The organism is Rhodoglobus sp. G.S.23 (assembly GCF_056675935.1).
The window spans coordinates 2,654,991-2,681,523 of the sequence record NZ_CM155237.1 but is presented as its reverse complement, the minus strand read 5'-3'; the positions used below and the strand labels follow the sequence as shown (position 1 = coordinate 2,681,523).

Genomic DNA, 26,533 nt, shown 5'->3' with positions numbered 1-26,533 from the left:
CGACGTTCCGTATTCGGCGAGCTAGAGCGCCTTTGAGTAACAGACGCTGAGCGGCTCGCCCACGTAGGCATCGAAGTTCTCGACGCGGGTGTAGCCCTCGCGCTCATAAAAACGCATGGCGTCAGGCTGCGCGGTTCCCGTCTCGAGAACGAGTTCAGCGGCCGACTGAGCGCGAGCCCACTCCTCGAGCCCCTTGAGCACAGCGATCGCGATACCGGTGCCACGCTGAGCGGGAGTGACGTACATCCGCTTCACTTCGAAATTGCCGTTATCGAGCTCGCGGAGCCCGCCACAGCCGGCCGGAACACCATCAACGTAGGCGATCAAGAAGACGACAACCGAGTCCGAGTTGGGCTTGATGCCTGGCTCGCTGTCTTCTGTTCCGTAGCGAGCCGTGAGCTCAGCTCGTTGCGCAGAACGCAGCATCACCGAGTCAGCGTGCTCGAAAGGAACGCTACGGAGTTCGAGTTCGTAAGTGTCTTCCACGTCAGAAGCCTAGTCTGCTCGGCTGACTATGCCACTCAGATTTTGCGAGAGCACAGCTAGAGGGTGCAGACTTCGAATCATGGAGAATGCGAACGGCATCGTGCCGAGCGTCGGTGGTGGGGCGATCAGTGACCACGCCGTGCCGGTCGCGATGAAAGCCTCAGTTCACGCATTCGACGACGCGGTGCACGCTGTTCGCGTAGGTGAGATCGATGCGGATGCCGCCTCAGACCAACTCATTGGCCTGCTAACCGACAAAGAACTCCTCGGTTTGCTCGACGGAGACTCTCCGCGACGCCTCCTGCCCTTCATCCCCGCACTTCTCGGGCGACGACCCTTCGTGGCCGGTGCGGTGTCGCGGCTCGGCATCCCGGGCATCCGCTTCAGCGACGGTGCTCGTGGTGTCGTGATCGGTGCCGCTACAGCGTTCCCGGTGACGATGGCGCGAGCAGCAACCTGGGATCCGGCTCTGGAGGAGCGAGTCGGGGTGGTGATCGGTGCCGAGACCCGCGCGCGGGGCGCCAACTACTCTGCTTCGGTGTGTGTGAACTTGTTGCGGCATCCCGCTTGGGGTCGCGCGCAGGAGTGTTACGGCGAAGATCCGGTGCTGGTCGGGCAGATGGGCTCGGCCCTCACTCGCGGTGTTCGGGTCCATACGATGGCGTGTGTGAAACATTTCGCGCTCAACTCGATGGAGAACGAGCGTTTCGAGGTCGACGTCGCCGTCGACGACCACGCGCTGCATGAGGTGTATTTGCCCCATTTCAAAGCGGTGGTGGATGCCGGAGCCGACTCCGTGATGAGTGCCTATAACCAAGTGCGCGGCGAATATATGGATGTCAATCGTGCCCTGCTCACAGATGTGCTGCGAGACGAATGGGGTTTTACCGGGTTCGTGACAAGCGACTGGGTGTTCGGAACTCACGATGCGGTTGTGAGTCTGCAGGCCGGAATGGACGTCGAGATGCCGCTACGGATGTTGCGAGCGCGCGCGCTGCCTGCCGCACTGCGCCGTGGCGAGCTTGACCGTGCGACCGTGCTGCAGTCGGCGCACCGCATTCTGCGGACCAGCATCCTTCACGCGGCAACGCGCGAGCAGCAGGAGCCGAATGTGGCCGTCATCGCCTCTGCCGCACATCGAGCCCTTGCCCTCCAAGCCGCTGCAGAGTCGATCGTGCTGCTCAAGAACGATGCCGTCGGCGAGGCGCCGCTGCTTCCCTTGTCTTCCGGCACGCGGCGGCTTGCCGTCATCGGCCGCCTCGCTGACGAACCGAATCTCGGCGATCATGGCTCCTCTCGCGTTCGGCCACCATCCACCGTTTCGCCGCTGCAAGGATTGCGCGAAGCGTTCCCGGAGGCGCAGATCACGACTGACACAGGCAAGAACGAGAGCGCTGCTGCCGAGCTCGCGGCGCAGGCAGAATCTGTTGTCGTTGTCGTGGGCCTCGACCAGCACGACGAGGGTGAGTCGGTCGTTACAGGGGGAGTCGACGTCGGGATATTGGGCCGCGCGTTCAACTCCGGATTGTCTCGCCACCTCTTCATTGGGCTTGCGCACGTGGCGGCACGCTTCGTGCGTGGCGGCGATCGGAGCTCGCTCGAACTTCGTCCTTCCGATGTGAGTCTCATCCGTGCCGTTACCGCAGCGAATCCGCGCACCGTTGTGGTGCTGATCGGTGGCAGCGCGATCCTGACCGACGAGTGGCGGGATCGCGTTCCTGCGCTTGTCCTCGCCTGGTACGGCGGCATGGAGGGCGGGCATGCTCTCGCGAGCGTGCTCACGGGAGACACCGAACCCGGAGGGCGCTTGCCGTTTGTTATACCGAGCGATGCGGCACATTTGCCGCCGTTCGACAGCACAGCAAAGGCGGTTGTCTACGACGATAAGTGGGGCCAGCGACACCTTGATGGCCAGGGCTTTGCTCCCGCGTTCCCATTCGGTTTCGGGTTGGGCTACACGACGATGACCCACGAGCTACTGGACCACACGTTTGCTGACGTGGGCGGCACCGCTCGCGTTCTCGTGACCAATACGGGCGATCGCGACGGTTCTTCTGTCGTGCAGCTCTACGCCGCCGATCTGTCGGCCGGGCATCCCGTAGCCCAGCTAGTGGGTTTTCAGAAAGTGACTGTGCAGCGCGGGGCGAGCACGACCGTGCAGATTGCGTTGGATGCGAGGCCGACGTTTCAGCGTGATCCGAGCACCCGGCAGTGGCACCCGCGAGCGGGCGATTGGGCGCTGATCGCTGCTCAACACAGCCCCTCGCAGTGGACCGGAGCAGTGCCGTTGCGGCCCGCTGCAGCCTAGTGGATTACAGATTGCGGCTTGCGACTGCGGCTGCGATTACGCCCGCGACTGTGTCTGCACCTGCGGAAGGGCGTCGATGCGAACACGCAGCGCATCGTCGTTGCGGAGCACTGCCCGAATGAGTCGGCGGCCCTCCCAGCGCACTGAGGCGAGCGTCTTGTTGGGTCTCAGCACTAGGTCTCCACCAGAAGACGCGTACCGCTTCTGCAGGTCTTCCAGCTCATCTGCTTTCAGGAGTGCCACCGTGCTGTTGTCTGTGAGATCAGTCAGTCGAACTAGGGCGGACGCTCCCCTGAGATCGCTCGCCACCATTTGTCGTTCGCTGGCGGCAAGAATAGATTTTTGAGCAGCGCGAGTCACGACGATCGGCCGGGCCGGGCCATCAAGCAGGCCAGTGAGAACGTCTGCCGCGGCATCCGGTCGGCCGGTGCTCTTCGCTGCAGCTTGCATCCGCTGGAGGCGATCAGGTTCGCGCAAGATCTGGTCGATCTTCCAGCCGAGGGTGGTGACGTCGTTGCAACGAACAGCAGCACCCTGTTCCATCAGGTAGTCACCGTTGCGAACTTCTTGGCCCGGGATGGGGTTCACCAGCACCATGGGCAAACCTGCCGCCATGCATTCGGACGCTGTTAATCCGCCCGGTTTTCCGACGAAGAGGTCAGCGCTCTGCAGCAATGATGGCATCTCTGTCGTAAACCCCAGCACACGGTAGCGATCGTCAGCCCCTACTAGTTGCTCGATGCTCGTGCGAGTCTCGTCGTTGTGCCCGCACACGACCGTGGCCGTGAACGGAGAGCGCAGATGAAGTGTCTGCCGCACTGCGGCGATGGCATAATCTCCGCCCGCTGCGCCAGCGGAAATCAAGATATTGGGGGTGTCGTGGGCGATACGGTCGGGCGCGACATCCGGGTGCGTTGCAATCGGGATGCCGGTGGCTGCGATGCGGTCTGGCGGTAAGCCGAGCGCTGTCAGTTCTACCCTTCCTTCCTCTCGAGCCACATTGAAAGAGTGAAACGCGCTGGTCATCCACAGGCCTTGGGGATCATAATCAGTCGTGACAACCGCTGTCTTGGCATCGATCACGCCACGCATCAGCAGTGTTGCCATCAGTTGGGCCGGAAGAAAGTGGGTGCTCACGATCGCGGTTGGCTGGAAGCGTTTGATCGCGCGGATCACGGGAAGAGAGTTTGCCTGCGTCCACGGGTCGATCGGTCCGCGGCGCCAAAACGGTGCGTCGCTGACGTCGTAAGCCCACTCGAGGAGCCAGGGCAAACCCTTCGCGAGTACAAAGTAGCCTTTCGCCAGCACGTCGCGGTAGAGAGCGCTGCTTATCTGTAACACGTCGAGCACCTCCACTTCAACGATATCGGTGCGTGTGGCACAGGCTTGGCGCACTGCCGCCGCCGCGCTGTTATGACCCGATCCCACCCCGGCTGACAAAATCAGTACCCGCTCTGCTCCGTAAGCATCGGGGCGTGAAGAGGAGGTCGGCGGCATGGGGAAATAATAGTCGAGGCGACTTCGGCACACCCGACCGTGAGCCTTTTACACCCAGCGGTGTTCCGTGGCCGCAGCGCGAGCGGCCTCGGCAAATCTGACGAATCGTTCGCGCTCCACCGCGTCATACGTTTCCGCAGCAACGGAGGCTTCGAGTCGCTCAATCTGTTGAAGCACGGCCGCCGTCTGGTCGGTTCGTTGCGCCCGGTAGCCCACCTCTTGCAGCAGCTGGAACAGGCGCTCCACTACTCCGGGGTCGCTCGCGCCATACCGGCGCGGTTGGGTCAGGGCGATGTCGAGCAGGCTCACGAAATCGTGGGGCTTGATGATGACCCGCACGAGATCGTCTTCATCGGTGAGTCCCATCGATTGGATGGGCAACTCAGCCAGCGAGCAGAGCGTCGCCGAAATGTGGCCAAGCGTGTGCACCGCGGTCGTCGGGTCATTGACCCCTGGCGACAGCGCGCGTGCAGTAATGTCGACGAGTTGCCGGATGCCAAAACCGATATCCTGGCTGGCCGTGCGCTCATAGGCGAGGTCAACAGCGCCCGCGATCGCACGGCTGATGGTATCGCGCTCTTCGTCATCCAGATGCTGCATCGGGTCACGCGGCCACCACCGAGCTACGGGAGTTTTGCTGACGACATGGTGCCCGACGGTGTGCTCTTCGCGCACCACAATGTCGTACTTGATCGCTGTCGTGAGCAGCCGCGAACGATCGGTGGAACGGATGAACCCCGACCGTGTAGCCAAGCTGAACTCGATGCGTTCATCTGGTGGCCACTGGGGAAGCTCTGTGCGACCGACCGCCATAGTGGACGCCACTAGGTTGATCGTGCTGCTGGTCTCCAAATAGACCTGACGCATCGTGGTTTCAATGCGCAGTTGCCGGGCGAGATGCGCCAAGAACAGCACGAGCATGACAACGCTAGCGAGAGTCAATAAGGATGCAAGGGTGACGGCCAGTCGAGGCACAACGGGGTCGAACGTGTCGGAGCCATCCTGAATAGTGCGCAGCACTGTCAGGGAGTAAGCGAAAGTCCCGACAAACACGGCGAGCGTCCAATGCACTGTCGGGTCTTTGAGGAAGGTGCGCAGCACGCGTGGGGAGGCCTGGCTGCTGGCCAACTGCAATGCAACAACGGTCAGGGAGAAGGTCAGCGAGGTTGCAGTGATCAGCGAGCCAGCAACGGCAGAGAGTACCGCTCGCGCTGCCTCAGGCCCGCCAGCAAAGAGCACACGCTCAAACGCGGGAGAAAGAGACGAGTCAACGGCGCGATCCAGAAGAGGCAGCGCTATGCCCAGTGCAACCGCGATGATGATGAACAGAGTTGGCAACGGCCACAACTCCGTGGCGATCGATTCGCGAATGGTCGCGGTCCACCGGCGCAGAGAGCTGCGTCGTGCACTGTGAGTTGCTGCCTCGCTCATTGCACCCCTCTCGATTCGTCCCAGTTAATCACGGCAGAGGTCATCAAGGTAAGTGCCCGTAGGCTGGGGCGACGCCAATGAAAGGAAATCACTCGAGTGTTTGAATGGGTATCGTGGCTGGGTCTCGCCGTAGCTGTACTGATTGCGCTTGTCGCGGTCGTCATTGCCGTCGGGGTGATCTCTCTCATTGTGCGAGGTATCGCACGGCTTCGGCCGGGGGTATATCAAACGCTCGCGCCGGTTCGGCAGCGTTTGCGCGTGCTCATGGCACTCCTCGCCGTGTGGGCGGCGATCTCGATCACTCTTCCCCTTGAGGGCCTGCGCGGCGTCATCGATGGGGTGATTCTCGTCGTGGTGATCGCCACGAGCGGTTGGTTGCTCATCGCCGTAATCAACCTGCTGCTCAATCGCACGCTCACCCGCTACCCCACCGACGTTCCGGATAACCGGGCCGCCCGCCGCATCCGCACTCAGGTTCAACTGATTCGTCGAGTGCTTGCCGCCGTCATCATCATCGTCACAATCGGGGCCATTCTGTTGACCCTGCCAGGTGCTGAAGCTCTCGGCGCGAGCGTTCTGGCCTCCGCTGGCCTCGTCAGCGTCGTTGCCGGCATCGCCGCTCAATCGGCTCTCGCCAACGTTTTTGCCGGAATGCAGCTCGCCTTCAGCGACGCCATCCGAGTGGATGATGTTGTCATTGCCGACGGCGAATGGGGTCGCATCGAAGAGATCACCCTCACCTACATTGTTGTGAGCATTTGGGACCAGCGCCGCCTCGTGCTGCCATCCACCTACTTCACGACAACGCCGTTCCAGAACTGGACCCGCAATGCAACCGAACTTCTTGGTGAGATCAACTTCGATCTCGACTGGCACGTCAATATCGACCAAATGCGCGCGCAGCTCAAAAAGATCGTTGCTGACTCCGACCTGTGGGATGGCCGCACCGCCAACATCCAAGTCGTGGATGCCACGGGTGGCTTCGTGCGCGTACGCGTACTGATCAGTGCCGCAGACTCTGGCGCGCAGTGGGATCTCCGCACTCTCGTTCGCGAAGAGATGGTCGGCTGGTTGCAGCAGAAGAACCCCGCAGCCCTGCCTCGCACGCGCGTGCTCATGGTGGAGAACGAAGCCCGACCGCGCGGTCGTGCCTCCATTGATCCTCAGGAGCGCGGGCTGTTCAGCGGAAGCGCTGAAGCAGAGGCCCGTCGCCAAGAGTTCACGGGAGCCATTCCCGTTCAGGAGAACATTCCCGAGAACTTGGTCGGGCCAGAAGAGACCGATGCCGAAGAGGCTCAGGCTTCCACCGACAAGCGCGTCATCAACGATTAGGAACCTTTCACGATGCCTGCCCTCGACAGCGCTGTCAGTTCGCCGCCCCTCAGCTCACGCAGTTGGGGTCTGATTCCCGCAGCGCTGCTGAGTGGATCAGCGGTGCTCATGTTCTCGTTGCGTTTGCCGCTGCTCGGCTACGTCGTTGTGGCGGTGGCGCTCGCTGCCGCCTGGTTCACTGACAGTCGCAAGCTCAGCGAGGGTCTCGCAAAAGACCTGTTCCTTATCGCCACAGGCATGGTCATCGTCTCCACCATTTCGGTGGCCGCCGACATTAGCTGGGGCAACTTCTTTCTCATGGGGTTCGTGCTGTCGGCGGCCGTAGCCGTGCCCTACGCACTGTCACGCTTTGTGTTCAAGGATCGCGTCATCCGCTTTCCGTGGCGGGGCGGATGGCCGTGGAACCGTGTTCAGTGGGGCTACCTGTTCCTCGTGCTCTTCTTGGGCTGGCTCATCCTGCCGTTCTACTTCATCACGAGCGGCGTGTACCTCAACTGGCCTGCGGTCACCGCGGCAGATGAGATCGGTCGACTCTTCGTGGGCGTGAATGCTGTCGGCACGTGGGACGAGCTGTTCTTCATCCTCACCGTTTTCGTGCTCTTCCGGAGGCACTTCCCGGTCTGGCAGGCGAACCTGCTGCAGATGGTGATCTTCGTGTCGTTCCTGTGGGAACTCGGCTACCAGTCGTGGGGCCCTCTGCTGACAATCCCGTTCGCCCTGCTGCAGGGCTGGATCTTCTCGACCACGAAGTCGCTCGTGTATGTGCTGAGCGTGCACCTACTGTTTGATGCGGTTGTATTTCTGGTGATCGTGCACGCCCGCAACCCGGGAGTGATCGGGTTCTTCTTGCTGTAGTCGGGTGCTCCGAACCGGGGTGCCGCGCGCCGAGCGCGACTCGTTACTCGCCGCCGCCGGGAGGGCCGAGGGTGATGAGCACGACATAAAGCACAACGACCGCCGCAACGATCACGCTGGCAAGCAGAACCGGGTGGTTGAGGGCCCAGCGCATCGTGCGGTCGACCCAGCCAGCATCACGCGGGTGGTCGGAGGCTTCGGTGCGCCACTCGCCAGCAAGGCGACCCGTGCGGGCAAGCCACAACTCAACGGGGATCGTGGCATACGGAATAACAGCACTACCGATAGTGAGAACGGCGGCGCCGACGCTCCAGCGCTGGCTCACCGTCAACAACACGGCCGTGGCACCGTAGGCCAGGAAGACGAAACCGTGAATGGCTCCACCGATCGACACCGCGACATCCAGCCCCATTGTGGCGCGCAAAACGAGGCCGGTAATGAGCAACGTCCAGGTAACCGCTTCAGCAAAAGCGAGCACGCGGAAAAGTGACTTGGGGGTCGCAAACATTGTGAAGAAGCCGCCAGCCTTAGGCGTTGGCCATCAACGAGCTGATGGCGCTCGTGAAGAACGTGAGGCCGTCAGTGCCCGACCGCATCGCAGCACGAGTGTCTGGCCCAAAGCCAGGCTCGGTAGCGTGCTCGGGATGCGGCATCAAACCAACAACGTTGCCTCGCGCATTTGAGATGCCGGCAATGTCATTCGCCGAACCGTTGGGGTTGACCTCGAGGTAGCGGAACACCACCTGGCCTTCACCCTCAAGACGATCAAGAGTGTCTTGGTCGGCGATGTAGCCACCCTCGCCGTTCTTCAACGGGATGATGATCTCTTCGTCCTCTCTGAAGCCGTTGCTCCAGGCCGTGTTGACGTTTTCGACGCGCAGCTTCTGGTCGCGGCACACAAAGTCGCCGTGGTCGTTGCGCACAAGGCCACCGGGAAGAAGGTGGGACTCCACCAAGATCTGGAACCCGTTGCAGATGCCCAGAACGGGCATTCCGGCATTAGCGGCCGTGATGACTTCGCTCATGATGGGCGAGTGGGCTGCGATTGCGCCGGCACGGAGGTAGTCGCCGTAGCTGAACCCGCCGGGCAGAACGATGGCATCCACGTTTTTGAGGTCGTGGTCGCCGTGCCACAGGGCTACCGGCTCACCGCCACCCAGCTTGACCGCACGCTGCGCGTCACGGTCATCGAGCGAGCCCGGAAAGGTGATGACTCCGACGCGCACTATGCGCCCTGAGCGTCGTTGGCGGGACGAGCCTCGCCGACATAAATAACATCTTCGATCACCGTGTTGGCCAGAAGATCGTTAGCGATCTCGCGGGCCTCAGCTAGCAACTCGTCAGTGATCGGTCCCTCAACGGTGAGCTCAAAACGCTTACCGATGCGCACCGCACTGAACTCGTTCTTGTCGAGACGGACGAGGGCGCCGGCTACAGCCTTGCCCTGAGGATCGAGGATTTCAGCCTTAGGCATTACCTCGACAACGATTATTGGCACCGAATCACTCCATGATTTCGCGCGGGCGGATTACTCCCAGTCTAGCGGAGGCCAGTGGTGCGCCAGACTGTACCCATGGACATCGATCGCGCAGTGCAATCCCGCATCGTCAGAACCCTGGTTGCCGGCCAAGTGCTTGCCGGGTTGGGGTTGGGCGCTACCGTCGCCGTTGGCGCAATTCTGGCTGCCGATCTAGGCGGCGAGACGCTCTCGGGGGCGGCCGCGACATCCAGCACGCTCGGTGCAGCGCTTGTTTCGATTCCGCTCGCTCGGCTTGCCGCCCGCTGGGGTCGCCGACCGGCACTGGCACTCGGTGCCGGTGTTGCGGCAGGCGGCTCGCTCATCACCGTGATCGCAATTGGTGTCGCATTCTTCCCGCTACTCATTCTTGGCTTTGCAATGCTCGGCGTCGGTACGGCGGTCGGCTTGCAGGCGCGCTTTGCGGCGACGGATGTTGCGGCTCCCGAGCACCGCGGTCGTGACCTCTCACTCGTGGTCTGGTCAACGACTATCGGTGCTGTTGCCGGCCCGAACCTCATTGGACCAGGCGAGGCCGTTGCGCAGTGGTTGTCGCTGCCAACCAATACGGGATCGTTTGTGTTCGCGATTGCGGCGCAACTGGCCGCGATGGTGCTCTATCTTGTGGTGTTGCGGCCCGATCCGTTGACGCTCGCCGGCCAACGCCCGGTTGAACCTGCTGCTGTGGCGGATGCCGGAATAGTTCGCGGACGCGGCCCGATCGTCTTCGCTGTCGCTGCCATCGCGATCAGCCATGCGGTGATGGTCTCGATCATGGCCATGACGCCTGTTCACCTCAGCCACCAGGGAGCGAGCCTCACGATCATCGGCTTCACCATCAGTCTTCACATTGCGGGAATGTATGCGCTGTCGCCGGTCTTCGGATGGGCGAGCGACCATTTCGGTCGCATCCCGACGATCCTCATCGGTCAAGCGTTCTTTGCTGCCGCCGTGCTTGTGGTCGCACTGGGTCAACTGAGCAACGCGGCTGTCGCTGTCGGACTCGTCTTACTGGGCCTCGGCTGGAGTGCGTCGACCGTTGGCGGGTCTGCACTCGTTGCTGACCTTGCGACGGGAAAAACTAAGCTGCGCGTTCAGGGCCGCAGCGACACGATCATGAGTCTGGCCGGGGCACTCGGTGGAGGCTTTGCCGGGCCGATTCTGGCAAAGGTCGGCTACGCGGGACTCGCGTGGGGTGCCGGAATTCTCGTTCTTATCGTTACAGCGGCCGCGCTTGTGGTGTGGCGGAGCGCCGCCGTTGCCGCAGCCGAGAAAGTGTTGCTCGATACTGCGGCTGGCACGTCATGACAAAGGCCTCTCCGCGTGGTGCGCAGAGAGGCCTCGTCAGTTGTTCGGGTGGTTTTGCTTACTGCTGAAGTGCAGCCTGAAGGTCGAAGTTGAGGGTGATGTTCTCGCCGAGAAGAACGCCGCCAGTTTCGAGTGCAGCGTTGTAATTGACGCCGAAGTCGGTGCGGTTGATGACGGTGCTGGCGCTTGCCGCGGCAATCGTCTGGCCGTAGGGGTTTGTAGCGATTCCGCCGAACTCGCCCTTCAGGGTTACGGGCTTGGTGACACCGCGCAACGTGAGGTCGCCCTCGATGGTGATGTCGTCGCCGACGATGGCCACCGAAGTTGAGGTGAACGTTGCAGTGGGGAACTGCTCCACGTTAAAGAAGTCGTTGGTGCGCAGGTGGCCATCGCGGTCAGCCTGGTTGGTGTTGATCGTCGACATGTCGATCTCTGCCGTCACCGAGTTGGCGGCGGGCGTTTCGGAAGTGACGATGGTGCCAGAGAAGCCATCGAAAGTTCCACGGACCTTGCTGATCATGAGGTGCTTGACGGTGAAGGAAACCGTCGAGTGAGCAGCATCGATCTGCCAAGTGCCGGTGGTGAAGCTGGGGTGTTCAAGAAGTGAAGTAGTCATGTCACTCAGCAACTAACCCCAGTCGATGTTTATTCCACGAATGACACAGAAGTTCTCGGTAGGCTCACCGTATGGACACCACCGAGCTCAATGAATTTCTTGAGCAAAACGACTTCTCTGGCACGGTCTTGATCAAGCGAGGCAATGCCACAATTTTTGAAGCCGTGATGGGCAAGGCAAGCCACCGGTGGGATGTGCCGAACACGGCAGACACCCGTTTCGATTCGAGCTCCATCACGAAGCTCTTCACCAGCATTGCCGTCCTACAGCAGGCGTCGAAGGGTGAGCTCGACCTCGAAACTTCCATCCATCACTATGTTGACCTGGCCGAATCGCAAATCGACCCAGCCGTCACGCTGCTGCATGTTCTCACCCACACGAGTGGTATCGCGGATGACGTGGATGAAGAAGAGGGTGAAACCTACGCCGAACTGTGGTCGGAGTTCCCCAGTTACACGATCATGGAACCGGCTGATCAGTTGCCGTTGTTCATCAACAAAGAATCGCTGGCCGCACCTGGAGTTGAGTGCGTGTACAGCAACGCCGGCTACGTGCTCGCCGGCCTCGCCCTCGAGAAGGTCACCGAAGAGAACTACCGTCAGCTGATTTTTGACGACGTCTTCACGCCGGCAGGCATGATCGATTCTGGTTTCTATGACCGTCGGGATGCCGCACCGCGAGTTGCTGAGGGCTGGGATTTCATCGACGGGCGCTGGGTTTCGAACGTGTACAGCATGCCCCCGATCGGTCTTCCCGATGGTGGGGCTCACGTGACGGCGGCCGATCTCATCCGCTTCATTCAGGCCGTTCGCGCTGGTGAGCTCCTCAACGCAGAATTCACGGAGGAGTTCCTCACCCCGCAAGTGCAGTACGACGAAGAGACCTGGTACGGCTTTGGTCTTGAGTTCGATATGAATGAAGACGGCACTGTGCGCAGCTACTTTGCTGATGGTGTGGGGCCGGGAGCATCCGGAATCGTTCGTCACTATCTTGAAGCGGATCTCGACGTTGTTGTGCTCTCCAACTCAGAAGAGTGCGCGTGGCCGATCATCCGCGAGATCGACGAACTTCTCGGAGGGTAGGGCGCGCACCTAGCGGAACGGCTGAACGGCTGAACGGCTGAACGGCTGAGCGGCTGAGGCGAGGCCGAGCGGCTGAAAGGCCGAGCTGTTCCGGTGGTGTTAGGCCGGGCCGATCCATTCGCCTGGTTTTGCCTCGCTGGTTTCCTCGCTGCGAGGGCCGGCATCCTTCAGTTCCACAAACATTACGTGGGTGGGGGTGTCACCAATGTTTTCGCCGGCATGACGTTGCGCGGGGAGCCAGACGGCTGCTCCCGATGCCAACTCAACATCACGATGACCTTCGCCAGCGTGGAGGCGGCGGCGAAAGTCACTGAGGGTGATCATCAGGCTGTCAGGATGCTCGTGCGGTGTCGTCTTGTCGCCGGCCGCATCGGTGTACTCAAGCACTCGTACGCGGTCATTCTCGAACACCACTGAATAGTGTTCCGGATTCGTTGTTACAGGATCGGCGTCCATGGGAGATAGTGTGCGCCTCGATTCGGGCATTGGCAAGCACTATTTTTGGCGTGAGCCGTTGCCCTATTTCGCCGCGGTGCTCACGCGAATGGTGTTGGCCCAGGGGTCATCGAAACTGACGGTCTCGCCATCGTTTCGTAGCGGGATGCCGTGGTGCGTCATCCGTTCGCTCAGCGCGCCGAGGTCGTCGGCGCTCGGCACCGCAATGTCGACTTTGGCGAGTCCGAGTGCTGGCAACCGCGGACCAGCGCCGCTGGAGTTCCACGTGTTCATGGCCATGTGGTGGTGATAGCCACCGGCGCTGACGAAGACGGCGCTTCCGGGGATTTCTGTGGTCGCTTCGAAACCGAGCTGGTTGACGTAGAACTCGCGGGCGGTGGTGATATCGCCAACTTGGAGGTGCACGTGGCCGACGCGGGCGCCGCCAATAACGGGCTGCTCGACGGCTGCCTCCGTGAGGTTCTCTTGGAGGAACCCGTTGGGGTCAAGAAAGAGGGTCCCCATTTCGACGGTGCCGTGAGTCCAGCTCCACTGGGTGCGGTCGCGATCCCAATACAGTTCGACACCGTTGCCTTCGGGATCGGTGAAGTAGAAGGCTTTGCTGACCAGGTGGTCGGCGCTGCCCGTGAACGTCTTCGGGTAGCGAGTCGCCACCGAGTACACGGATGCCGCCAGCGCCTCTTCAGTATCGAACAGGATGGCCGTGTGGAAGAGTCCGGCATCGCGCGGGCTCGCATGCTTGAGCGCAGGCGAATGCTTGAGGATCACGACGGGCGTGGTGCCGCGACCGAGAACGACTGTGTCGGAGGACTCGCTGAGCACCGTCAGAGCCACGGCATCCCGGTAATACGCTGTGAGGGCGTCGAGGTTCGCGACGCTGAGCGTCACAGCGCCCATGGCAGTGTCGGGAGCAAGCAGGTCGGTCATGTCCCGTACAACCTTGCGGGGTTTGCTGATATTCCTCCACGAGGCAAGCGCTTCGCGGGAGAATGGGCAGGTGAGGCTACACTAATGACATGAACTCACTATCCGTGATTCCCCGTCTCATTGTTGCGTCGTTGCTGGCTCTCACTCTCGCTGGATGTGGCCCCTCCGAAGCTCCGGCTAACAGTGAGGCTCCATCATCGGTTGCTGCGACTCCGACCGCAGATCCAGAGCCCTCCGAAGCTCCGGTTGAGCTCGCGACTGAGTGCAGTCAGCTTGTGGATGCGGACACTCTCGCTCAAATGGAGAGTGCTCTTCCATTGCAGGATGCGGAAAGCACTACGAGATACGTCGACAAAACTCGTAGCGAAGCGGAGATGTACGGGTCGTCCGTCGGAAACGCTATGTTTGTCGACAATGGCGGGCTCTTGTGCCTCACTTCGAATGGCTACGCCGTGGGGGAGCTCTTCGGCTACTCGCCCATCACGCCGGATCAGGCCGCTGCGCAGCAAGATCAGCTGCTTGAGCAGGGATACACCATTACTGCGTATCGTGGTGGCGACCTCTATAGTCAGTTGACGCAAAGCGACGGGGTTGTTTTCGAGTACCTCTTTGCTGGCGGTTATTGGTTCTGCGCCAAGACAATGGATCGCCTCGATGAAACCATCGCGAACTCAGGGGTGCCCCTCTAAGTAAAGGGCAACCCCCGCGTTGCAACGGGGATGCGAGCCTAAACGGCTGCGCTCACACCTGTGAGTTCGGCGAACTCGCGGAGCCCAGCGGCCAAGCGCGCGACGCCTTCCCGGAAGACTTCATCACGACCGTTCGAGCCGTACATGACGCGGATGTAGCCTTCGCCGACGTTGCCGAACCAGTTTCCGGGCGAGACGCCGAGCTGCTGGGTATCCACGAGGTGCTTGACGACTTCGAGCGACGTGCCGAGCTCGGAGATGTTGACCCAGTGATAGAAACCACCGGCCGGCATCGTTACGCCTACGCCCGGGATGCCCTGGAGCGCATCGAAGATGGCGTGCCGGCGCTGGTCATAAATCGTGAACCACTCGTCGGTGTAGGCGGGGTTCTCGTAGGCTGCCGCAACGCCGTATTGAGCGAACGTATTGGTCGGGCCGACGTAGTTGAAGGTCGCGATCTTGAGTATCGGCATAATCTCGGCTGGAGCAACAAGGTAGCCCACGCGGAACCCGGTGAGCCCGAGGTCTTTCGAGGTGCCAAACACGGTGAGGGTGCGTTCGCGCATTCCGGGCAGAGTCGCGAAGTTCACGTACTCGGCTCCGTCGTACACCTGGCGCTCGAAGTCCTGGTCAACGATCACTCCGAGATCGAACTCTTCAGCCAGCGCTGCAAGCTCCATCAGGTTCTCGCGCGTGTAGACGGTTCCGGTGGGGTTGTTGGGGCTAGTGATCACGATGGCGCGAGTGCGGTCCGTGATGCGCGAGCGGAATTCATCCATCCGCAGGGCGAAGCCATCTTCTTCGTAGGTCGGAACCTGCACGCACACCGCACCCATCTGGTGGATGTCGTTAATGTTCTCGGCGAAGCCGGGGCTCGTCACGAGCACTTCGTCACCCTGACCGGGTCGGATGCAGATGCGAATTGAGAGGAAGAGGGTGAAGGCTGAGCTTGGCCCAACCATCAACTCCGTTTCGGGGTCGATCTCCATCCCGTTGAAGTCGCGAAGTTTGTTGACGAGAGCGGTTTTGAGTCGGGGTTCGGCGTAACCATTGTCGAGCGAGTAGTGAGTCTTACCGTCATCGAGCGCTTGCTTGGTGGCGTCAATGACGTGGTCGGGCAGACACTTGTCTGGTGCAAACGGGTCGGCACCCATCATCATGATTCGACGCTCGGGATCGAGCCCCGCGTAGAGGGAAAAATCGGGAGCGGCGAGTTCTCGCCACGAATCATCAATACGCACGGAGTTACTTTCTGTAGAAGCGGTTATTCGTCAATGCCAAGAATGTGAGTGAGCGGCGAGGTGTCGTTGACCCGGCCGAGACTGATCATCGCTTCCACACGTTGGAGCCCAGGGACTGCGCCCAACTTCTCAAGCAGAAGGGTCTGCAGCTCGGCGTGATCCCTAAGGCGGAAGCGCGCCATCATGTCGTAGGTGCCACTGAGGATGAGGATTTCGGTGAGAGAGGGAATTGACTGCAGAGCCTCAATGACGGTGAGCATCTTGGCATCGGAGGTGATCTTAATCGGGATCACGACGAGCATCGGTCGGCCCATAGCCGACCAGTCCATCTCAATGCTGCGTCGGCGGATGACACCCGTGCGTTCGAGGCGGGCGACGCGCTCACCGACGCTGGGCGCCGACATCCCGACCATCGCCCCCAAGCTGCGAAGCGAAATGCTTGAGTCCTCGTGCAAGTGACGGATTAGCTGCAAGTCCACTCTGTCGAGTTCGACCTGTGGCGTGCTCTGCACGAGCAGATCGATGATTGTGGTTGCTTCGCTGTCTGGGGTCGACTCAGCCATGCTCTGCGAACCCATTCGCTTCGAGGTTCTGCAACAGTTCGAGCGTGAACTGGATGTGGGTGAGGTAGTCCTCGAGGTAGCCGTGTTCGTTGTAGCCGTGCATGTTTCCCTCCGGTCGCAAAGTTCCGGTGGGCGAGATCAGCGGAGCCCCAAGATGCTCAAGGAAAAATGCTCCGGGACCGGAACCAGTCATCACATCGTAGATGACGGGTTCTGCCTCGAAAGCTTTCGTTGCAGCCTCAAGAACAGACACGGCAAACGGAGTATCTACCGGTGAGAACGCTGGCTGCATCGTGCGGATGAGTTCGACCTGAATATCGGGCGCGGTGTCGCCGAGGAACGACTTCACTGTCTCGAAGCACGCGTGCGGATCCATGCCAGGAATGAGCCCGAAGCGTACCCGCGCTGCGGCATTCGCCGGAACGGTCTGCCGTACGCTCGGGTCAAGGTCAAAACCCGAGAGGCTCATCGAGGGAGCGAAGATGAAGCGCTCCTTGAGCTCTGCCTCCGGCAGGTCCTTGAGGGGGCTAATGCCGGGGAGGCTGATAGCGTCGCCGGGCAGCGAAAGCTCCTGCGTGCGCGCCTTCGCTGCGGCATCCGGACGCAACGCAGAATCCGTGAAACCGGGAACAGCGATGAGCCCGTCCTCGGTGACGAGAGACGTGATCGCCCGCATCAACTCGAGCGGTGCGGACCGCAGTATCTGCGAATACGAGGGGTGCTGATCGGAGGCCAAGATGTTCAGGCTCAGGCTGATCTCCATGCCGCCACGGCATCCGAAACCAACCGCAGGGCGCCCATCATCTTCGCGAAGGTAGCTTTCCCACAGCACGGCGTCGGAACTCAGTCGTTCGGCGTTCTCGGCCAACACTGTTTCGAGGCCGGGGCTACCGATCTCCTCACACGGGTCGGCGAGGTAGATCATGCTGTAGGGCAGACCGCCGGGGTGATCCTCGATGAAGAGTTCGAGCGCGCGGAGGCGACTCGTGACATCCGCTTTGTCATCGCAGGCACCACGGCCCCACATGGCACCGTCGCGAATTTCGGAGTCGAACGGGCCTGAAGTCCACTGCTCGAGGTCGCCGGCGGGTTGCACGTCATAGTGGTTGTAGAGCATGAGCGTTTTGGCGCTCGCTCCGGGGAAGTAGGCGACAACGACCGGCCCGTATTCGGGAATCTCGATGCGTTCGACGCGCTCGCTGAGGCGGCGGAGTTTCTGCTCCAACCAGTCGGCGGCAGCTTCGATTGCAACACGATCGCCAGCCACCGAGGGAAAGCGACAGAATTCCTGCCATTCGCGGATGCTCTGCTCGCGAGCGGCATCAATACGGGGGTCGCGCACTTTAGACTCCTCGCGAAATCGCGACGGGGGCGAGTTCGTAAGGGTAGTCGGTGATCAACTCGGCACCATCTTCGGTCACGAGAACGATGTCTTCGAGACGCACGCCGCCGAAACCCTGGCGGTAGCAGCCGGGCTCGATCGCGATGACGTCACCGGCAACGAGCACGGCGTCGTTCTGGCCGAGGCCGGGAGCTTCGTGAACTTCGAGGCCGATTCCGTGGCCGAGGCTGTGGAAGTAGCCCTCGGTGAGAACCTCACCGGGCTTCTTGGTGAGCTGCGTGGGGAAGCCAGCGTTGCTGATGGGCTCACACGAGATGCGGTGCAGTTCGGCGACCGGAAGGCCGGGGCGGATGGCTGCGAGCGTATTGTCGAATGCTTCCTTGACGATGCGCCAGTAGGTAGCGAGCTCGTCGTTGACTTCGCCTTTGACGAAGGTGCGCGTCATGTCTGAGTTTCCACCGGACTCGGTGTCGCGGGGGCAGATGTCGACCGTGACGGGCTCGCCCTCGAAGATCTGGCCCGAGCCAGCGTGATGGCCGATGCAGGTCTGCTCGCCGTGAGCCACGATGAGGCCGGCGTCTTCGCAGCCGTTGCGCAAGAAGGCGGCGCGGATGCCCGTCTTCAGGTCTTCGCAGGTGAGCGGCTTGCCGTCGATGAGCAATCCGCCATCGGCGCCGATCGTCGCGGCTTCCATCTGGGTAGCGACGTGGGCAACGCCTGCCTCGGCAGCGATCTGAGCGCGGCGCATGCCGGCCAGCTCGGCGGGTGACTTCACGCGGCGGCGCATTTCGAAGAGGTGGTTGTCGACGTTCAGTTCGATGCCAGCGGCACGGAGGTGATCGGCGACGCCGAGCGGGAAGGTGGACGGAACGCTGGCGCTCGTCGCGCCGGTGCGAACGCATGCCTCAACCAAACAGTTGAGCTCGGCGAGGTCGGGGCCCTGTCCAGCGGCGCGGAAGTCATCGAAACCGAGTTCTTCAAGCGGGAACACGGTCATGCTGTCGACGTCGCGCATCCGGGCCGCTTCGAGAGACTTGATGGCGGTGTACCGCTTTCCATCAACCTCAATGTAGAGGAATGGGTCGTGCACCTCGTGGGTGATTACGTGTCGCATGTCGGCGGACATCGTGCTCGAAAACATGAGGATTGGCGCGCTCGTCATCGTCTCTACTTCTTTCTGTGCTCAGTGTGGCTGAGTGCCTTTGTCGCGAATCTTTGCGGAATTTGTCTAAAAGTAATGGTAGGCCATGTGTCGGTTTTGTAAATTGTTTGTAAGGCAACTAGGTAATCTAACCTAACAACGAGATAACATTATTACACTTTACGTTAGGTCACAGTTTCAGGGCCCTAAAGTAATTCCAACGCCCGGAGCCGCTCACTGCCGGCACCGTAGGCGCTCACTGCACAGGAGGAAGCATGAAGACATCACGTTTCGGGCTGGGCGCTGTCGCGCTCGCCTCGGCGGTCTCGCTCACTCTCGCCGGCTGCGCTAGCAGCGATGGTGGAGACTCGGGCGACGTCAACCAGATCATCACCACCAACGGAAGCGAGCCGCTTGGTCCGCTGATCACCGTCGGCACCACCGAGACCGGTGGTGGAAAGATCCTGACGTCCATCTACGCGGGTCTGGTTTCGTATGAGGCAGACGGAAGCATCCGCAATGATGTTGCGAAGTCGATCGAATCGGAAGACGGCCAACACTGGACGGTCACGCTCAATGACGGGTGGACATTCACCAATGGTGAAGCAGTAACCGCGAACTCGTTCGTGGATGCGTGGACGTATGGCGCGACGTTCAGCAACGCGCAGGCATCGTCGTACTTCTTCGATGACATCGAGGGCTTCAGCTACGAAGCAGACTCGGAACTGACCGGACTCAGCGTCGTTGACGACCTGACGTTTGATGTCACTCTTGTTGCTCCTGAAGCTGACTGGCCGTTGCGTCTCGGCTATACGGCATTCATGCCGCTTCCGTCAGTCGCCTTTGATGACTTGGAAGCCTTCGGGGAGAACCCCATCGGCAACGGTCCGTACATGATGGACGGTGATGACGCGTGGCAGCACGACGAGCAGATCGCGCTCGTCACTAACCCCGACTACGAGGGTGTTCGTAAGCCGGCCAACGGTGGAGTCACGTTCAAGTTCTACACCTCACAGGATGCTGCCTATGCGGATGTGCTTGGTGGAAACCTTGATGTTCTCGATGCTGTCCCCGATAGTGCTTTCGGCATTTTCGAGGATGAGTTCGGTGACCGCGCTATCAACCAGCCGGCTGCCATCTTCCAGGCATTCAACATTCCTTACTACCTCGACCACTTCAGTGGCGAGGAAGGAAAGCTGCGTCGTGCGGCAATCTCGATGTCGATCAACCGTGACGAGATCACTGACGTGATCTTCCAGGGAACCCGCACACCGGCGACCGACTTCACTTCCCCGGTCATCGACGGCTACTCAAGCTCGCTTGAGGGTGCCGATGTACTGAGCTACAACCCTGACGAAGCGCAGAAGCTGTGGGCGGAAGCCGACGCAATCTCGCCGTTCGGCGACAGCACGTTCGACATCGCCTACAACGCAGACGGTGGCCACCAAGGATGGGTTGACGCTGTAGCTAACAGCATCAAGAACACCCTGGGTATTGAGGCGATTGGCAAGTCCTACCCCGACTTCAAGTCGTCGCTTGAAGATCGCGTCGCTGGCACCTTGACCGGTGCAACTCGCGCCGGATGGCAGGCGGACTACCCGTCGCTGTACAACTTCCTCGCACCGCTTTACCAGACCGGTGCTGGCTCCAACTATGAGGGCTACAGCAGCTCTGAGTTCGACGGCCTCCTCAAGGAGGGCGCTGCAGCTCAGACAGTTGATGACGCAACGGCGCTCTATCAGGACGCTCAGGAAGTTCTGTTGAAGGACCTGCCCAGCATCCCGCTGTGGTACTCCAACGCGACCGGTGTGTACGCAGAAACCGTTAGCAATGTGAAGTTCGGTTGGGACTCAGTCCCGCTGTATTACGAGGTCACCAAGGGCTAATAGCCTTCGCGTGAACTAGCACCAGGGATCGAGCCCGGGTCGACTTCGGTCGGCCCGGGCTTTCTCGCTTCCCGGACTCGTTTGGTGGTCGAGCGCATCGTTTTCTGGGAGTCCACCGCACGGCTTGACCTAGAGTGCACTCCAACTCTTAGAGTCCTAAGCATGATCTCCCTCGAAGAAATGACAGCCCGCCAACAGCCCCTCGAATCGAACTTCGGCTACCGCAGCACGGCATCCGAAGTGATCGCCGGATTCGACCTCGCCGGCAAGACCGCCGTTGTCACCGGTGGCTATTCAGGGCTTGGCTACGAGACCGTGAAGGCGCTCGCCGAAGCCGGTGTCTCCGTGATCGTTCCGGCCCGTCGCCCCGAGAAAGCCGCCGACGCGCTTGCCGGTATCGCCGGTGTTCAGATTGAGCCGATGGACCTTGGCGATCTTGATTCTGTTGCCGCCTTCACTGAACGGATGCGCGACGCTGGCACTGCCGTTGACCTGATGATCAACGCTGCCGGAGTCATGGCCACGCCAGAACAGCAGACCCCTCAGGGGTGGGAGATGCAGTTCGGAACCAACCTGCTCGGGCATTTTGCTCTCGTCGCTGGCCTCGAGCCGCTGCTTCAGGATGGTGCCCGTATCGTCTCGTACTCGTCGGTGGGTCACTGGCGTTCGCCCGTGCTCTTCGACGATGTGAACTTCGAGACCACCCCCTACGACCCTTGGGTTGCTTACGGTCAGTCAAAGTCAGCGGATGCCCTGCTCGCCGTTGCGCTGGACGCTCGTCTTGCCGGCCGCGGCATCCACGCGTTCTCGGTGCACCCCGGTGGCATCATGACTGAGCTGCAGCGGAATATGCCCCGCGAGGAGTTGCTAGCCCGCCAGTGGATCGATGAAGAGGGTAACCCCAACCCGATGTTCAAGACCCCGGCCCAAGGTGCATCAACCGGGCTCTGGGCGGCCACCGCTCTCGAGCTCGCCGACCGTGGTGGCGCGTACTGCGAAGACTGCTCCATCAAGGGCGTCGTTGCAGATGACCACGCCGACATGAGCGTCGGTGGGGCGAAAGGGTGGGCGATTGACCCTGCCGCGGCGGAACAACTGTGGGCGCTGTCGGTGAAGGCGACCGGCTTGGATCCGTTCAGCCGCTAGCACGCAACGTGAAGGCGTAGGCCTAGTCGAATTACCGAGCTTCGCTCAGGTTATCGCGCACTGCTTGTCGGTCAACGGAGAGTGCAGAAAAGAGTGCCGCGGCCGAATCGGGTTCTTCGCGGTCGAGGAGCGCGAGAAGCATGTGCCGCGAGGTGATCGTTCGCGCTTTTTCGGCGGCGGCGAATGCAAGAGTGTGCCGGAGCACGGTCTTAGCGCCGGCGGTCATCGGGATTCGTTGTGAGGATGCCGCTTCGGCAGCCGGCTGGAATGTGCCGAGCTCGACGCCGATCGAAAGTAAGGCGCTCCGGTCGAGGCGATCGGCTGCATCAGCGGCGGTTTCTGCGTCAACGCCAACTGCCTGAGCGAGATCCTTTTCGCGGAGAAGCGCGAGGAGGAGATGATCAGTGCCGATGCGTCGGTCGCCGCGGAGGGCGGCTTCACTCCGGGCATCCTCAACGCTGGTTCTCGCGGATTGCGCAAATTTCTCAAACATTGTTTCCCTGCTTTCCGTATTTCGTGTGGACGGATTGACGGGTTACGCCGAGAGCATCGCCGATCTGCTCCCAGGACCAGCCTTCACGCCTCGCCTGCGCAACATGCGTCGCCTCCACGCGTTCAGCGAGGCGGTGAAGCGCGCCGACTGCGCGTAGTCCGGTCGCGGCATCCGCGCTGCGGAGGTGATCGCCTAAGTTCCCTGATTCCATGTTGTCAGTTTCATTTGACATGGAACATTTGTCAAGTGAAACTGACAAATTCACGGCCTTGCGCCCGGCGCCCGCACGGTGACGAATGGGGCTTAGTCGCCTTTGCGCTGCGAGGCCCAGATAGCACGCAGTACTCGTGTGGTCTCTTCGAGGTCAACGCCGCCGCGAATGCTGGTGTCGGCAAGGATGCGGGCAGCTTCGACTACGGCGAGAGGGGTGGCCGCCGCCGTTGCGCTAACGCGGGTTCCACCTCCGGTGTGGGTGCGTAAGTGCCCCTCGGTTTCGAGAGCTTTGTAGGCTCTTGCGACGGTCCCTGGAGCAACGCCGAGATCTTTTGCGAGCTGACGAACTGAGGGGATCCGCTCGCCCGCTGCCAGAGTTCCGGCGGCTATGAGGCCTCGAATTTGGTCCCGAATTTGGTCGACGGCGGGGGATGACCCCGCCAGGCTAATCATCATGATCGAACCGTGGCGATGCTGGCGCGACGGCTGAAAAGCGCGGAAAGCAGCACGCCGAACCAGAATGCATAGCCGAGCGCGGAGATACCCAGGCCGAGCAGCAAGAGAGCTGGCTGTATAGCGGCAAAGGGGGTCGTCCAAGAGCCCCAGCCGCTATCGCCAATGGCTGCTCCTCCTCGCAGCGATGCTGTCGACGACAGCGACGTGAATATCGAACCGAGGTGGATCAGGAGTGCCCCGCTTGCGACCGCCAAGGTGTTTCGTGTTCTGAGCTGACGTATTCGCACATCATTGTCGTGGTCGATGGTGAGCGAAGGCCGGGCGATGAGCCAAAGAACGACGATCGTGACCGCAATGAGGGTGGTGAGCAGTATCAAGGCGGGAATCGAGTAATACCACCCGTAAATGGAAGTTCCGAATGAAATAGAGCTTCCGGCATCCACGGTGTAGTTCCGCCAATGGCCTTCTTCGTCTGGTTCGGATGCAATGCCCGCCAGCACCGAAATCGTGACGATCGCACCGACAATTGCGGTGAGGCCAGCGAACCACCTCCGCCGGCCGAAGCTGAACGGTGTTCGCCGCGTGAGGCTTGCGTGACCACGCGGGGCGTGAGCGCCGATAGGGATGGCGAGGAGTGCGACGGCGAGGGTTCCCACCGCGAGAGCCCACAGGATGCGCATCTCGAACACCCATGGCGGAAGTTGCTCCGACAGCGGAGGTCGGAGTACGGAAAATCCGATAGCCGCATTCAGGTAAAGGATGCAGGCCAGGGCCAGTGAAGCCGCTGTCGCCGTGACCGCAGCGGTGAGCCCGGTGGGTAGCTGGCTTTTGCGCCCCTGTGCCAGCCACCACACAACTGCCAGCGCCAGCCCGATGATTAAGGAGCGGAAACTGAACCAGATGAGAACGACGAAATCGGGCATTGAGGGGGCTCCATGAACAATAAATGTACTAGTGGTGAAGTACATTCAATGTAACACGCGGCTGGTACATTTGCGCGACTAGGTGTCATCCAGACTCCATTAACGTGATTCGCGGCCGGCCGCGCTGCCGGTCGCGCGGCCGCCGCGTTAGCTTGGCTCGAAGGTCGGGTAGTCGGTGTAGCCTTCGGGCCCTCCGCCGTAGAAAGTTGAAGCATCGGGGCTGTTCAGCGGTAGGTTTTCCTGCCAGCGATAGGCCAAGTCAGGGTTTGCGATAGCCGGACGGCCCACGACAACGCCCTCGGCGTGACCGTCGCGAACCAGGCTGAGGGCCTCATCACGAGTCGTCATCTGCGCGAAGCCACTGTTGAGCAGCACCGGTCCGCCGAAGCGGGCACGCAGCTCTTGAGCGAAAGAACCGGTGGGTTCGGCGTGCAACACGCTGAGGTAGGCAATGCCGAGCGGGGAGAGGGCGTCGACCAGGGCGCCGTAGGTTGCGAGCGCATCGGCGCTATCCGTTTCCAGTGCGTCTTGGATGTTGTGCTCAGGGGAAATGCGCAGGCCAACACGGCCGGCACCGATTGCATCCGCCACCGCCGTCACGACCTCGATCACGAAGCGAGCGCGATTCTCGGGGGAACCGCCGTACTGGTCGTCGCGCTGGTTGGAGGCGGGGGAGAGAAATTCGTGCAGAAGGTATCCGTTTGCGGAGTGAAGCTCCACGCCATCGAAGCCCGCCTCGATAGCGTTGCGTGAGGCTGTCACAAATTCGTCGACCACGCCTGCGAGTTCACTCTCGGTGAGTGCGTGCGGCACCGGGTAGGGCTGCTTGCCGTCGTAGGTGCGGGTTTGGCCGTTGATCGCGATCGCGCTGGGGCCGACCACGGTGTATCCGCCGTTGGTGCTCTCGTGGCTCACCCGCCCGGCGTGCATTACTTGCGCGACGATCTGGCCGCCTTCCGCGTGAACTCCGGCGGTAACGTGCTTCCACACCTCGAGCTGTTCGGGCGTGACCAGACCGGGCTGGCCGGGGAAACCCTGCCCGGCGTGGCTTGGGTAGGTGCCCTCGGACACAATCAGACCGAGCGAGGCTCGCTGGGCGTAGTGCTCGGCGACCATCGGGCCCGGAACGCCGGCTTTTCCTGATCGGGTGCGAGTGAGTGGCGCCATTACTAAGCGGTTGCTGAGGCGTAGCTCACCGAGGGTCGTGGGGGAAAACAAGTTCACAGCAGATCTCTTTCTGTTGGTCGTATCAAGTCCAACATCGGGAGGTGGGCACTATTCCTCCCTGAGAAAATGCGCGGTTCGGCGGGGGCAATCAGTGCGAGGGCGTGAAGGTGACCGAGTTGGATCAGTTCGCGCGCTAGGGCAGGCGTGTCCAGTCGGTAGGGATTCTGCGGTGACCTCCTTGAGGAAGTTCGCGGAGGGTTCCCACGATGGCGATAACGGAGACGGTGGCGATAATGATTGCACTGAACATGGCATAAACACTATGATCGAGTAAAACCTGCCAAAAGTGGCAGGTGTGCCACCTATCGAATGAATACTGCCAACTTTGAGAATGGTGGATTCAACGAAAAGTAGAGGACCTCATGGAACGCGTCGCGGTCATCGTGCAAGACGGATTCACCCCGTTTGAGTTCGGACTGGCCTGCGAAGCGTTCGGCCTTGACCGCACCGATGACGGCATCCAATCATTCGACTTTCGAGTGCTCACGCCCGAACCCGGTGCTATCCGCAGCAGCATCGGCTACACGATGAACGTCGAAGACGACCTCTCCTTCGCTGATGACGCCGACGTGATCGTGCTCACTCCCGTTCCGCGTGCCACGTGGGGCACGGTGGATGCCCGAATCTCCGCAGCGCTCGAACGGGCGGTCGCTCGCGGGGCCTGGGTGCTGGCCATCTGTAGCGGCTCGTTCACCCTGGCGGCATCCGGATTGCTCGATGGGCGCCGTGCAACGACGCACTGGATGTACGCGCAGACCTTTGCTGACATGTACCCCAAGATCGACGTCGACCCCGACGTGCTTTATGTGCAGGATGACCGCATCATCACGAGCGCGGGAACGGCAGCGGGGATCGACGCCTGCTTGCACCTCTTTCGGCAAGAGCTCGGGGCGGAAATCACGAATCGCATCGCACGCCGCATGGTGATCGCTCCGCAGCGCGACGGTGGCCAAGCGCAGTTCATCGACAAGCCGTTGCCGGTTGTTCAATCCGAATCATTCGCCGCTGTGACCGAATGGATGCTGCAGAACCTGCGCGATGAGCTTCCCGTCGAGGAGCTCGCGCGTCGGGCCCAGATGTCTCCTCGCACCTTCGCGCGGCGTTTCAAAACGGATCTCGGCACCACGCCCGCGGCCTGGCTTGGGCGGCAGCGACTGCTCCACGCGCAACGGCTTCTCGAAGAGACGTCACTCGGGCTTGAGCAAGTGGCGTGGGAGAGCGGGTTCGGTTCTGCGGCTGTTTTGCGTCAGAACTTCGCGCGCAAACTGGGGATGACTCCCAGCGCCTATCGCAGTCGCTTCAGCTGCGCAATGGACGCGAAAGCTTCGGCCTGAGGGCGATTAGGAGCCTAAAGCTGTGTCGAATATTTCTCACTGATACTCTTCCCTCTTGCGGCCCA

27 protein-coding genes are annotated in these 26,533 nt (G+C 61.2%); 9 read left to right on the top strand and 18 right to left on the bottom strand.

Going from position 1 to position 26,533, the window contains the following annotated elements; genetic code table 11:
- Positions 1-21: 21 nt before the first annotated feature.
- Positions 22-486 carry a GNAT family N-acetyltransferase gene (locus AC1ENN_RS13075; protein WP_449647663.1) on the bottom strand — a complete coding sequence of 155 codons (465 nt, stop codon included), beginning with the start codon at positions 484-486 and terminating at the stop codon, positions 22-24.
- 79 nt (positions 487-565) lie between these two features.
- On the opposite strand from AC1ENN_RS13075, the gene AC1ENN_RS13070 reads away from it, so the two are divergent.
- Positions 566-2,794, top strand: a complete 2,229-nt coding sequence (locus AC1ENN_RS13070; protein ID WP_449647662.1) for a beta-glucosidase family protein — start codon at positions 566-568, stop codon at positions 2,792-2,794.
- 36 nt (positions 2,795-2,830) lie between these two features.
- Here AC1ENN_RS13070 and AC1ENN_RS13065 read toward each other — a convergent pair whose 3' ends face one another.
- Both AC1ENN_RS13065 and AC1ENN_RS13060 read right to left on the bottom strand, forming a co-directional pair.
- On the bottom strand, positions 2,831-4,291 hold the full coding sequence (locus tag AC1ENN_RS13065) for an MGDG synthase family glycosyltransferase (RefSeq protein WP_480406216.1): 1,461 nt from the start codon (positions 4,289-4,291) through the stop codon (positions 2,831-2,833).
- A gap of 48 nt (positions 4,292-4,339) precedes the next feature.
- Positions 4,340-5,722: a DUF2254 domain-containing protein gene (locus AC1ENN_RS13060; protein ID WP_480406215.1), complete on the bottom strand. Its 1,383-nt coding sequence runs from the start codon at positions 5,720-5,722 to the stop codon at positions 4,340-4,342.
- A 96-nt stretch (positions 5,723-5,818) separates the two neighbouring features.
- Here AC1ENN_RS13060 and AC1ENN_RS13055 point away from each other — a divergent pair, with 96 nt between their 5' ends.
- Together AC1ENN_RS13055 and AC1ENN_RS13050 are read left to right on the top strand one after the other, a co-directional pair.
- On the top strand, positions 5,819-7,054 hold the full coding sequence (locus tag AC1ENN_RS13055) for a mechanosensitive ion channel family protein (RefSeq protein ID WP_480391386.1): 1,236 nt from the start codon (positions 5,819-5,821) through the stop codon (positions 7,052-7,054).
- 12 nt (positions 7,055-7,066) lie between these two features.
- Positions 7,067-7,909 (top strand): CPBP family glutamic-type intramembrane protease, encoded by an 843-nt coding sequence (locus tag AC1ENN_RS13050; protein ID WP_480391385.1) that lies wholly within the window; start codon positions 7,067-7,069, stop codon positions 7,907-7,909.
- Positions 7,910-7,952: 43 nt separating this feature from the next.
- Here the strand turns inward: AC1ENN_RS13050 and AC1ENN_RS13045 are convergent, their stop codons facing one another.
- Genes AC1ENN_RS13045 through purS form a run of 3 tightly spaced genes read right to left on the bottom strand, consistent with a single transcriptional unit; the run spans position 7,953 to position 9,407 of the window.
- Positions 7,953-8,417 (bottom strand): DUF3817 domain-containing protein, encoded by a 465-nt coding sequence (locus tag AC1ENN_RS13045; protein WP_480406214.1) that lies wholly within the window; start codon positions 8,415-8,417, stop codon positions 7,953-7,955.
- Positions 8,418-8,436: 19 nt separating this feature from the next.
- On the bottom strand, positions 8,437-9,135 hold the full coding sequence (purQ, locus tag AC1ENN_RS13040; RefSeq protein ID WP_449647656.1) for a phosphoribosylformylglycinamidine synthase subunit PurQ: 699 nt from the start codon (positions 9,133-9,135) through the stop codon (positions 8,437-8,439).
- Entirely contained in the window at positions 9,135-9,407 is a 273-nt protein-coding gene (gene purS / locus AC1ENN_RS13035) for a phosphoribosylformylglycinamidine synthase subunit PurS (RefSeq protein WP_449647655.1), read from the bottom strand. The genes purQ and purS overlap by 1 nt, the downstream gene beginning before the upstream one ends.
- A gap of 75 nt (positions 9,408-9,482) precedes the next feature.
- Here purS and AC1ENN_RS13030 point away from each other — a divergent pair, with 75 nt between their 5' ends.
- Positions 9,483-10,733, top strand: a complete 1,251-nt coding sequence (locus AC1ENN_RS13030; protein ID WP_480406213.1) for an MFS transporter — start codon at positions 9,483-9,485, stop codon at positions 10,731-10,733.
- Positions 10,734-10,791: 58 nt separating this feature from the next.
- Here AC1ENN_RS13030 and AC1ENN_RS13025 read toward each other — a convergent pair whose 3' ends face one another.
- Positions 10,792-11,349 carry a YceI family protein gene (locus AC1ENN_RS13025; RefSeq protein WP_449647653.1) on the bottom strand — a complete coding sequence of 186 codons (558 nt, stop codon included), beginning with the start codon at positions 11,347-11,349 and terminating at the stop codon, positions 10,792-10,794.
- Positions 11,350-11,420: 71 nt separating this feature from the next.
- On the opposite strand from AC1ENN_RS13025, the gene AC1ENN_RS13020 reads away from it, so the two are divergent.
- Positions 11,421-12,431: a serine hydrolase domain-containing protein gene (locus AC1ENN_RS13020; protein WP_449647652.1), complete on the top strand. Its 1,011-nt coding sequence runs from the start codon at positions 11,421-11,423 to the stop codon at positions 12,429-12,431.
- A gap of 99 nt (positions 12,432-12,530) precedes the next feature.
- Here AC1ENN_RS13020 and AC1ENN_RS13015 read toward each other — a convergent pair whose 3' ends face one another.
- Both AC1ENN_RS13015 and AC1ENN_RS13010 read right to left on the bottom strand, forming a co-directional pair.
- Positions 12,531-12,887: a cupin domain-containing protein gene (locus AC1ENN_RS13015; RefSeq protein WP_449647651.1), complete on the bottom strand. Its 357-nt coding sequence runs from the start codon at positions 12,885-12,887 to the stop codon at positions 12,531-12,533.
- A 63-nt stretch (positions 12,888-12,950) separates the two neighbouring features.
- Entirely contained in the window at positions 12,951-13,814 is an 864-nt protein-coding gene (locus tag AC1ENN_RS13010) for a VOC family protein (RefSeq protein ID WP_449647650.1), read from the bottom strand.
- Between the two features lie 89 nt (positions 13,815-13,903).
- On the opposite strand from AC1ENN_RS13010, the gene AC1ENN_RS13005 reads away from it, so the two are divergent.
- A complete protein-coding gene (locus tag AC1ENN_RS13005) occupies positions 13,904-14,503 on the top strand; it encodes a hypothetical protein (protein WP_449647649.1) in 600 nt (199 codons plus the stop codon).
- A gap of 38 nt (positions 14,504-14,541) precedes the next feature.
- Here the strand turns inward: AC1ENN_RS13005 and AC1ENN_RS13000 are convergent, their stop codons facing one another.
- From AC1ENN_RS13000 to AC1ENN_RS12985, 4 genes are read right to left on the bottom strand one after another with little or no spacing between them, the layout of a single operon-like run.
- Positions 14,542-15,744, bottom strand: coding sequence for a pyridoxal phosphate-dependent aminotransferase (locus AC1ENN_RS13000; protein WP_480406212.1), 1,203 nt, complete (start codon positions 15,742-15,744; stop codon positions 14,542-14,544).
- Positions 15,745-15,767: 23 nt separating this feature from the next.
- Positions 15,768-16,307, bottom strand: a complete 540-nt coding sequence (locus AC1ENN_RS12995) for an Lrp/AsnC family transcriptional regulator (RefSeq protein ID WP_449647647.1) — start codon at positions 16,305-16,307, stop codon at positions 15,768-15,770.
- Positions 16,300-17,649, bottom strand: a complete 1,350-nt coding sequence (locus AC1ENN_RS12990; protein ID WP_449647646.1) for a M20/M25/M40 family metallo-hydrolase — start codon at positions 17,647-17,649, stop codon at positions 16,300-16,302. Before AC1ENN_RS12990 ends, AC1ENN_RS12995 begins: the two co-directional genes overlap by 8 nt.
- 1 nt (position 17,650) lies before the next feature.
- Positions 17,651-18,811 carry a M24 family metallopeptidase gene (locus AC1ENN_RS12985; RefSeq protein WP_449647645.1) on the bottom strand — a complete coding sequence of 387 codons (1,161 nt, stop codon included), beginning with the start codon at positions 18,809-18,811 and terminating at the stop codon, positions 17,651-17,653.
- A 254-nt stretch (positions 18,812-19,065) separates the two neighbouring features.
- Here AC1ENN_RS12985 and AC1ENN_RS12980 point away from each other — a divergent pair, with 254 nt between their 5' ends.
- A complete protein-coding gene (locus AC1ENN_RS12980) occupies positions 19,066-20,676 on the top strand; it encodes a peptide ABC transporter substrate-binding protein (protein WP_449647644.1) in 1,611 nt (536 codons plus the stop codon).
- 162 nt (positions 20,677-20,838) lie between these two features.
- Positions 20,839-21,822 (top strand): oxidoreductase, encoded by a 984-nt coding sequence (locus AC1ENN_RS12975; protein WP_449647643.1) that lies wholly within the window; start codon positions 20,839-20,841, stop codon positions 21,820-21,822.
- Between the two features lie 31 nt (positions 21,823-21,853).
- Here AC1ENN_RS12975 and AC1ENN_RS12970 read toward each other — a convergent pair whose 3' ends face one another.
- The 5 genes from AC1ENN_RS12970 to AC1ENN_RS12950 form a co-directional block, all read right to left on the bottom strand.
- On the bottom strand, positions 21,854-22,315 hold the full coding sequence (locus AC1ENN_RS12970) for a Clp protease N-terminal domain-containing protein (protein ID WP_449647642.1): 462 nt from the start codon (positions 22,313-22,315) through the stop codon (positions 21,854-21,856).
- Entirely contained in the window at positions 22,308-22,526 is a 219-nt protein-coding gene (locus AC1ENN_RS12965; RefSeq protein WP_449648209.1) for a helix-turn-helix domain-containing protein, read from the bottom strand. The genes AC1ENN_RS12970 and AC1ENN_RS12965 overlap by 8 nt, the downstream gene beginning before the upstream one ends.
- 92 nt (positions 22,527-22,618) lie before the next feature.
- Entirely contained in the window at positions 22,619-22,984 is a 366-nt protein-coding gene (locus AC1ENN_RS12960) for a GntR family transcriptional regulator (protein WP_480406211.1), read from the bottom strand.
- Positions 22,981-23,907, bottom strand: coding sequence for a hypothetical protein (locus AC1ENN_RS12955; RefSeq protein WP_449647640.1), 927 nt, complete (start codon positions 23,905-23,907; stop codon positions 22,981-22,983). The genes AC1ENN_RS12960 and AC1ENN_RS12955 overlap by 4 nt, the downstream gene beginning before the upstream one ends.
- 147 nt (positions 23,908-24,054) lie before the next feature.
- Positions 24,055-25,131, bottom strand: a complete 1,077-nt coding sequence (locus AC1ENN_RS12950) for an alkene reductase (protein WP_449647639.1) — start codon at positions 25,129-25,131, stop codon at positions 24,055-24,057.
- Positions 25,132-25,496: 365 nt separating this feature from the next.
- On the opposite strand from AC1ENN_RS12950, the gene AC1ENN_RS12945 reads away from it, so the two are divergent.
- Positions 25,497-26,468: a GlxA family transcriptional regulator gene (locus AC1ENN_RS12945; RefSeq protein ID WP_449647638.1), complete on the top strand. Its 972-nt coding sequence runs from the start codon at positions 25,497-25,499 to the stop codon at positions 26,466-26,468.
- Positions 26,469-26,533 lie beyond the last annotated feature (65 nt).

Excerpts from the sequence above, each read along its gene's own strand:
- AC1ENN_RS13025 (WP_449647653.1), bottom strand. The coding sequence starts at position 11,349 with ATGACTACTTCACTTCTTGAACACCCCAGCTTCACCACCGGCACTTGG.
- AC1ENN_RS12970 (WP_449647642.1), bottom strand. The coding sequence starts at position 22,315 with ATGTTTGAGAAATTTGCGCAATCCGCGAGAACCAGCGTTGAGGATGCC.
- AC1ENN_RS13030 (WP_480406213.1), top strand. The coding sequence starts at position 9,483 with ATGGACATCGATCGCGCAGTGCAATCCCGCATCGTCAGAACCCTGGTT.
- AC1ENN_RS13065 (WP_480406216.1), bottom strand. The coding sequence starts at position 4,291 with ATGCCGCCGACCTCCTCTTCACGCCCCGATGCTTACGGAGCAGAGCGG.
- AC1ENN_RS12980 (WP_449647644.1), top strand. The coding sequence starts at position 19,066 with ATGAAGACATCACGTTTCGGGCTGGGCGCTGTCGCGCTCGCCTCGGCG.
- AC1ENN_RS12955 (WP_449647640.1), bottom strand. The coding sequence starts at position 23,907 with ATGCCCGATTTCGTCGTTCTCATCTGGTTCAGTTTCCGCTCCTTAATC.
- AC1ENN_RS12995 (WP_449647647.1), bottom strand. The coding sequence starts at position 16,307 with ATGGCTGAGTCGACCCCAGACAGCGAAGCAACCACAATCATCGATCTG.
- AC1ENN_RS13050 (WP_480391385.1), top strand. The coding sequence starts at position 7,067 with ATGCCTGCCCTCGACAGCGCTGTCAGTTCGCCGCCCCTCAGCTCACGC.
- AC1ENN_RS13010 (WP_449647650.1), bottom strand. The coding sequence starts at position 13,814 with ATGACCGACCTGCTTGCTCCCGACACTGCCATGGGCGCTGTGACGCTC.
- AC1ENN_RS13015 (WP_449647651.1), bottom strand. The coding sequence starts at position 12,887 with ATGGACGCCGATCCTGTAACAACGAATCCGGAACACTATTCAGTGGTG.
- AC1ENN_RS12975 (WP_449647643.1), top strand. The coding sequence starts at position 20,839 with ATGATCTCCCTCGAAGAAATGACAGCCCGCCAACAGCCCCTCGAATCG.
- AC1ENN_RS13060 (WP_480406215.1), bottom strand. The coding sequence starts at position 5,722 with ATGAGCGAGGCAGCAACTCACAGTGCACGACGCAGCTCTCTGCGCCGG.
- AC1ENN_RS13020 (WP_449647652.1), top strand. The coding sequence starts at position 11,421 with ATGGACACCACCGAGCTCAATGAATTTCTTGAGCAAAACGACTTCTCT.
- AC1ENN_RS13005 (WP_449647649.1), top strand. The coding sequence starts at position 13,904 with ATGAACTCACTATCCGTGATTCCCCGTCTCATTGTTGCGTCGTTGCTG.
- AC1ENN_RS12945 (WP_449647638.1), top strand. The coding sequence starts at position 25,497 with ATGGAACGCGTCGCGGTCATCGTGCAAGACGGATTCACCCCGTTTGAG.
- AC1ENN_RS12960 (WP_480406211.1), bottom strand. The coding sequence starts at position 22,984 with ATGATGATTAGCCTGGCGGGGTCATCCCCCGCCGTCGACCAAATTCGG.
- AC1ENN_RS13045 (WP_480406214.1), bottom strand. The coding sequence starts at position 8,417 with ATGTTTGCGACCCCCAAGTCACTTTTCCGCGTGCTCGCTTTTGCTGAA.
- AC1ENN_RS12965 (WP_449648209.1), bottom strand. The coding sequence starts at position 22,526 with ATGGAATCAGGGAACTTAGGCGATCACCTCCGCAGCGCGGATGCCGCG.
- AC1ENN_RS12985 (WP_449647645.1), bottom strand. The coding sequence starts at position 18,811 with ATGACGAGCGCGCCAATCCTCATGTTTTCGAGCACGATGTCCGCCGAC.
- AC1ENN_RS13070 (WP_449647662.1), top strand. The coding sequence starts at position 566 with ATGGAGAATGCGAACGGCATCGTGCCGAGCGTCGGTGGTGGGGCGATC.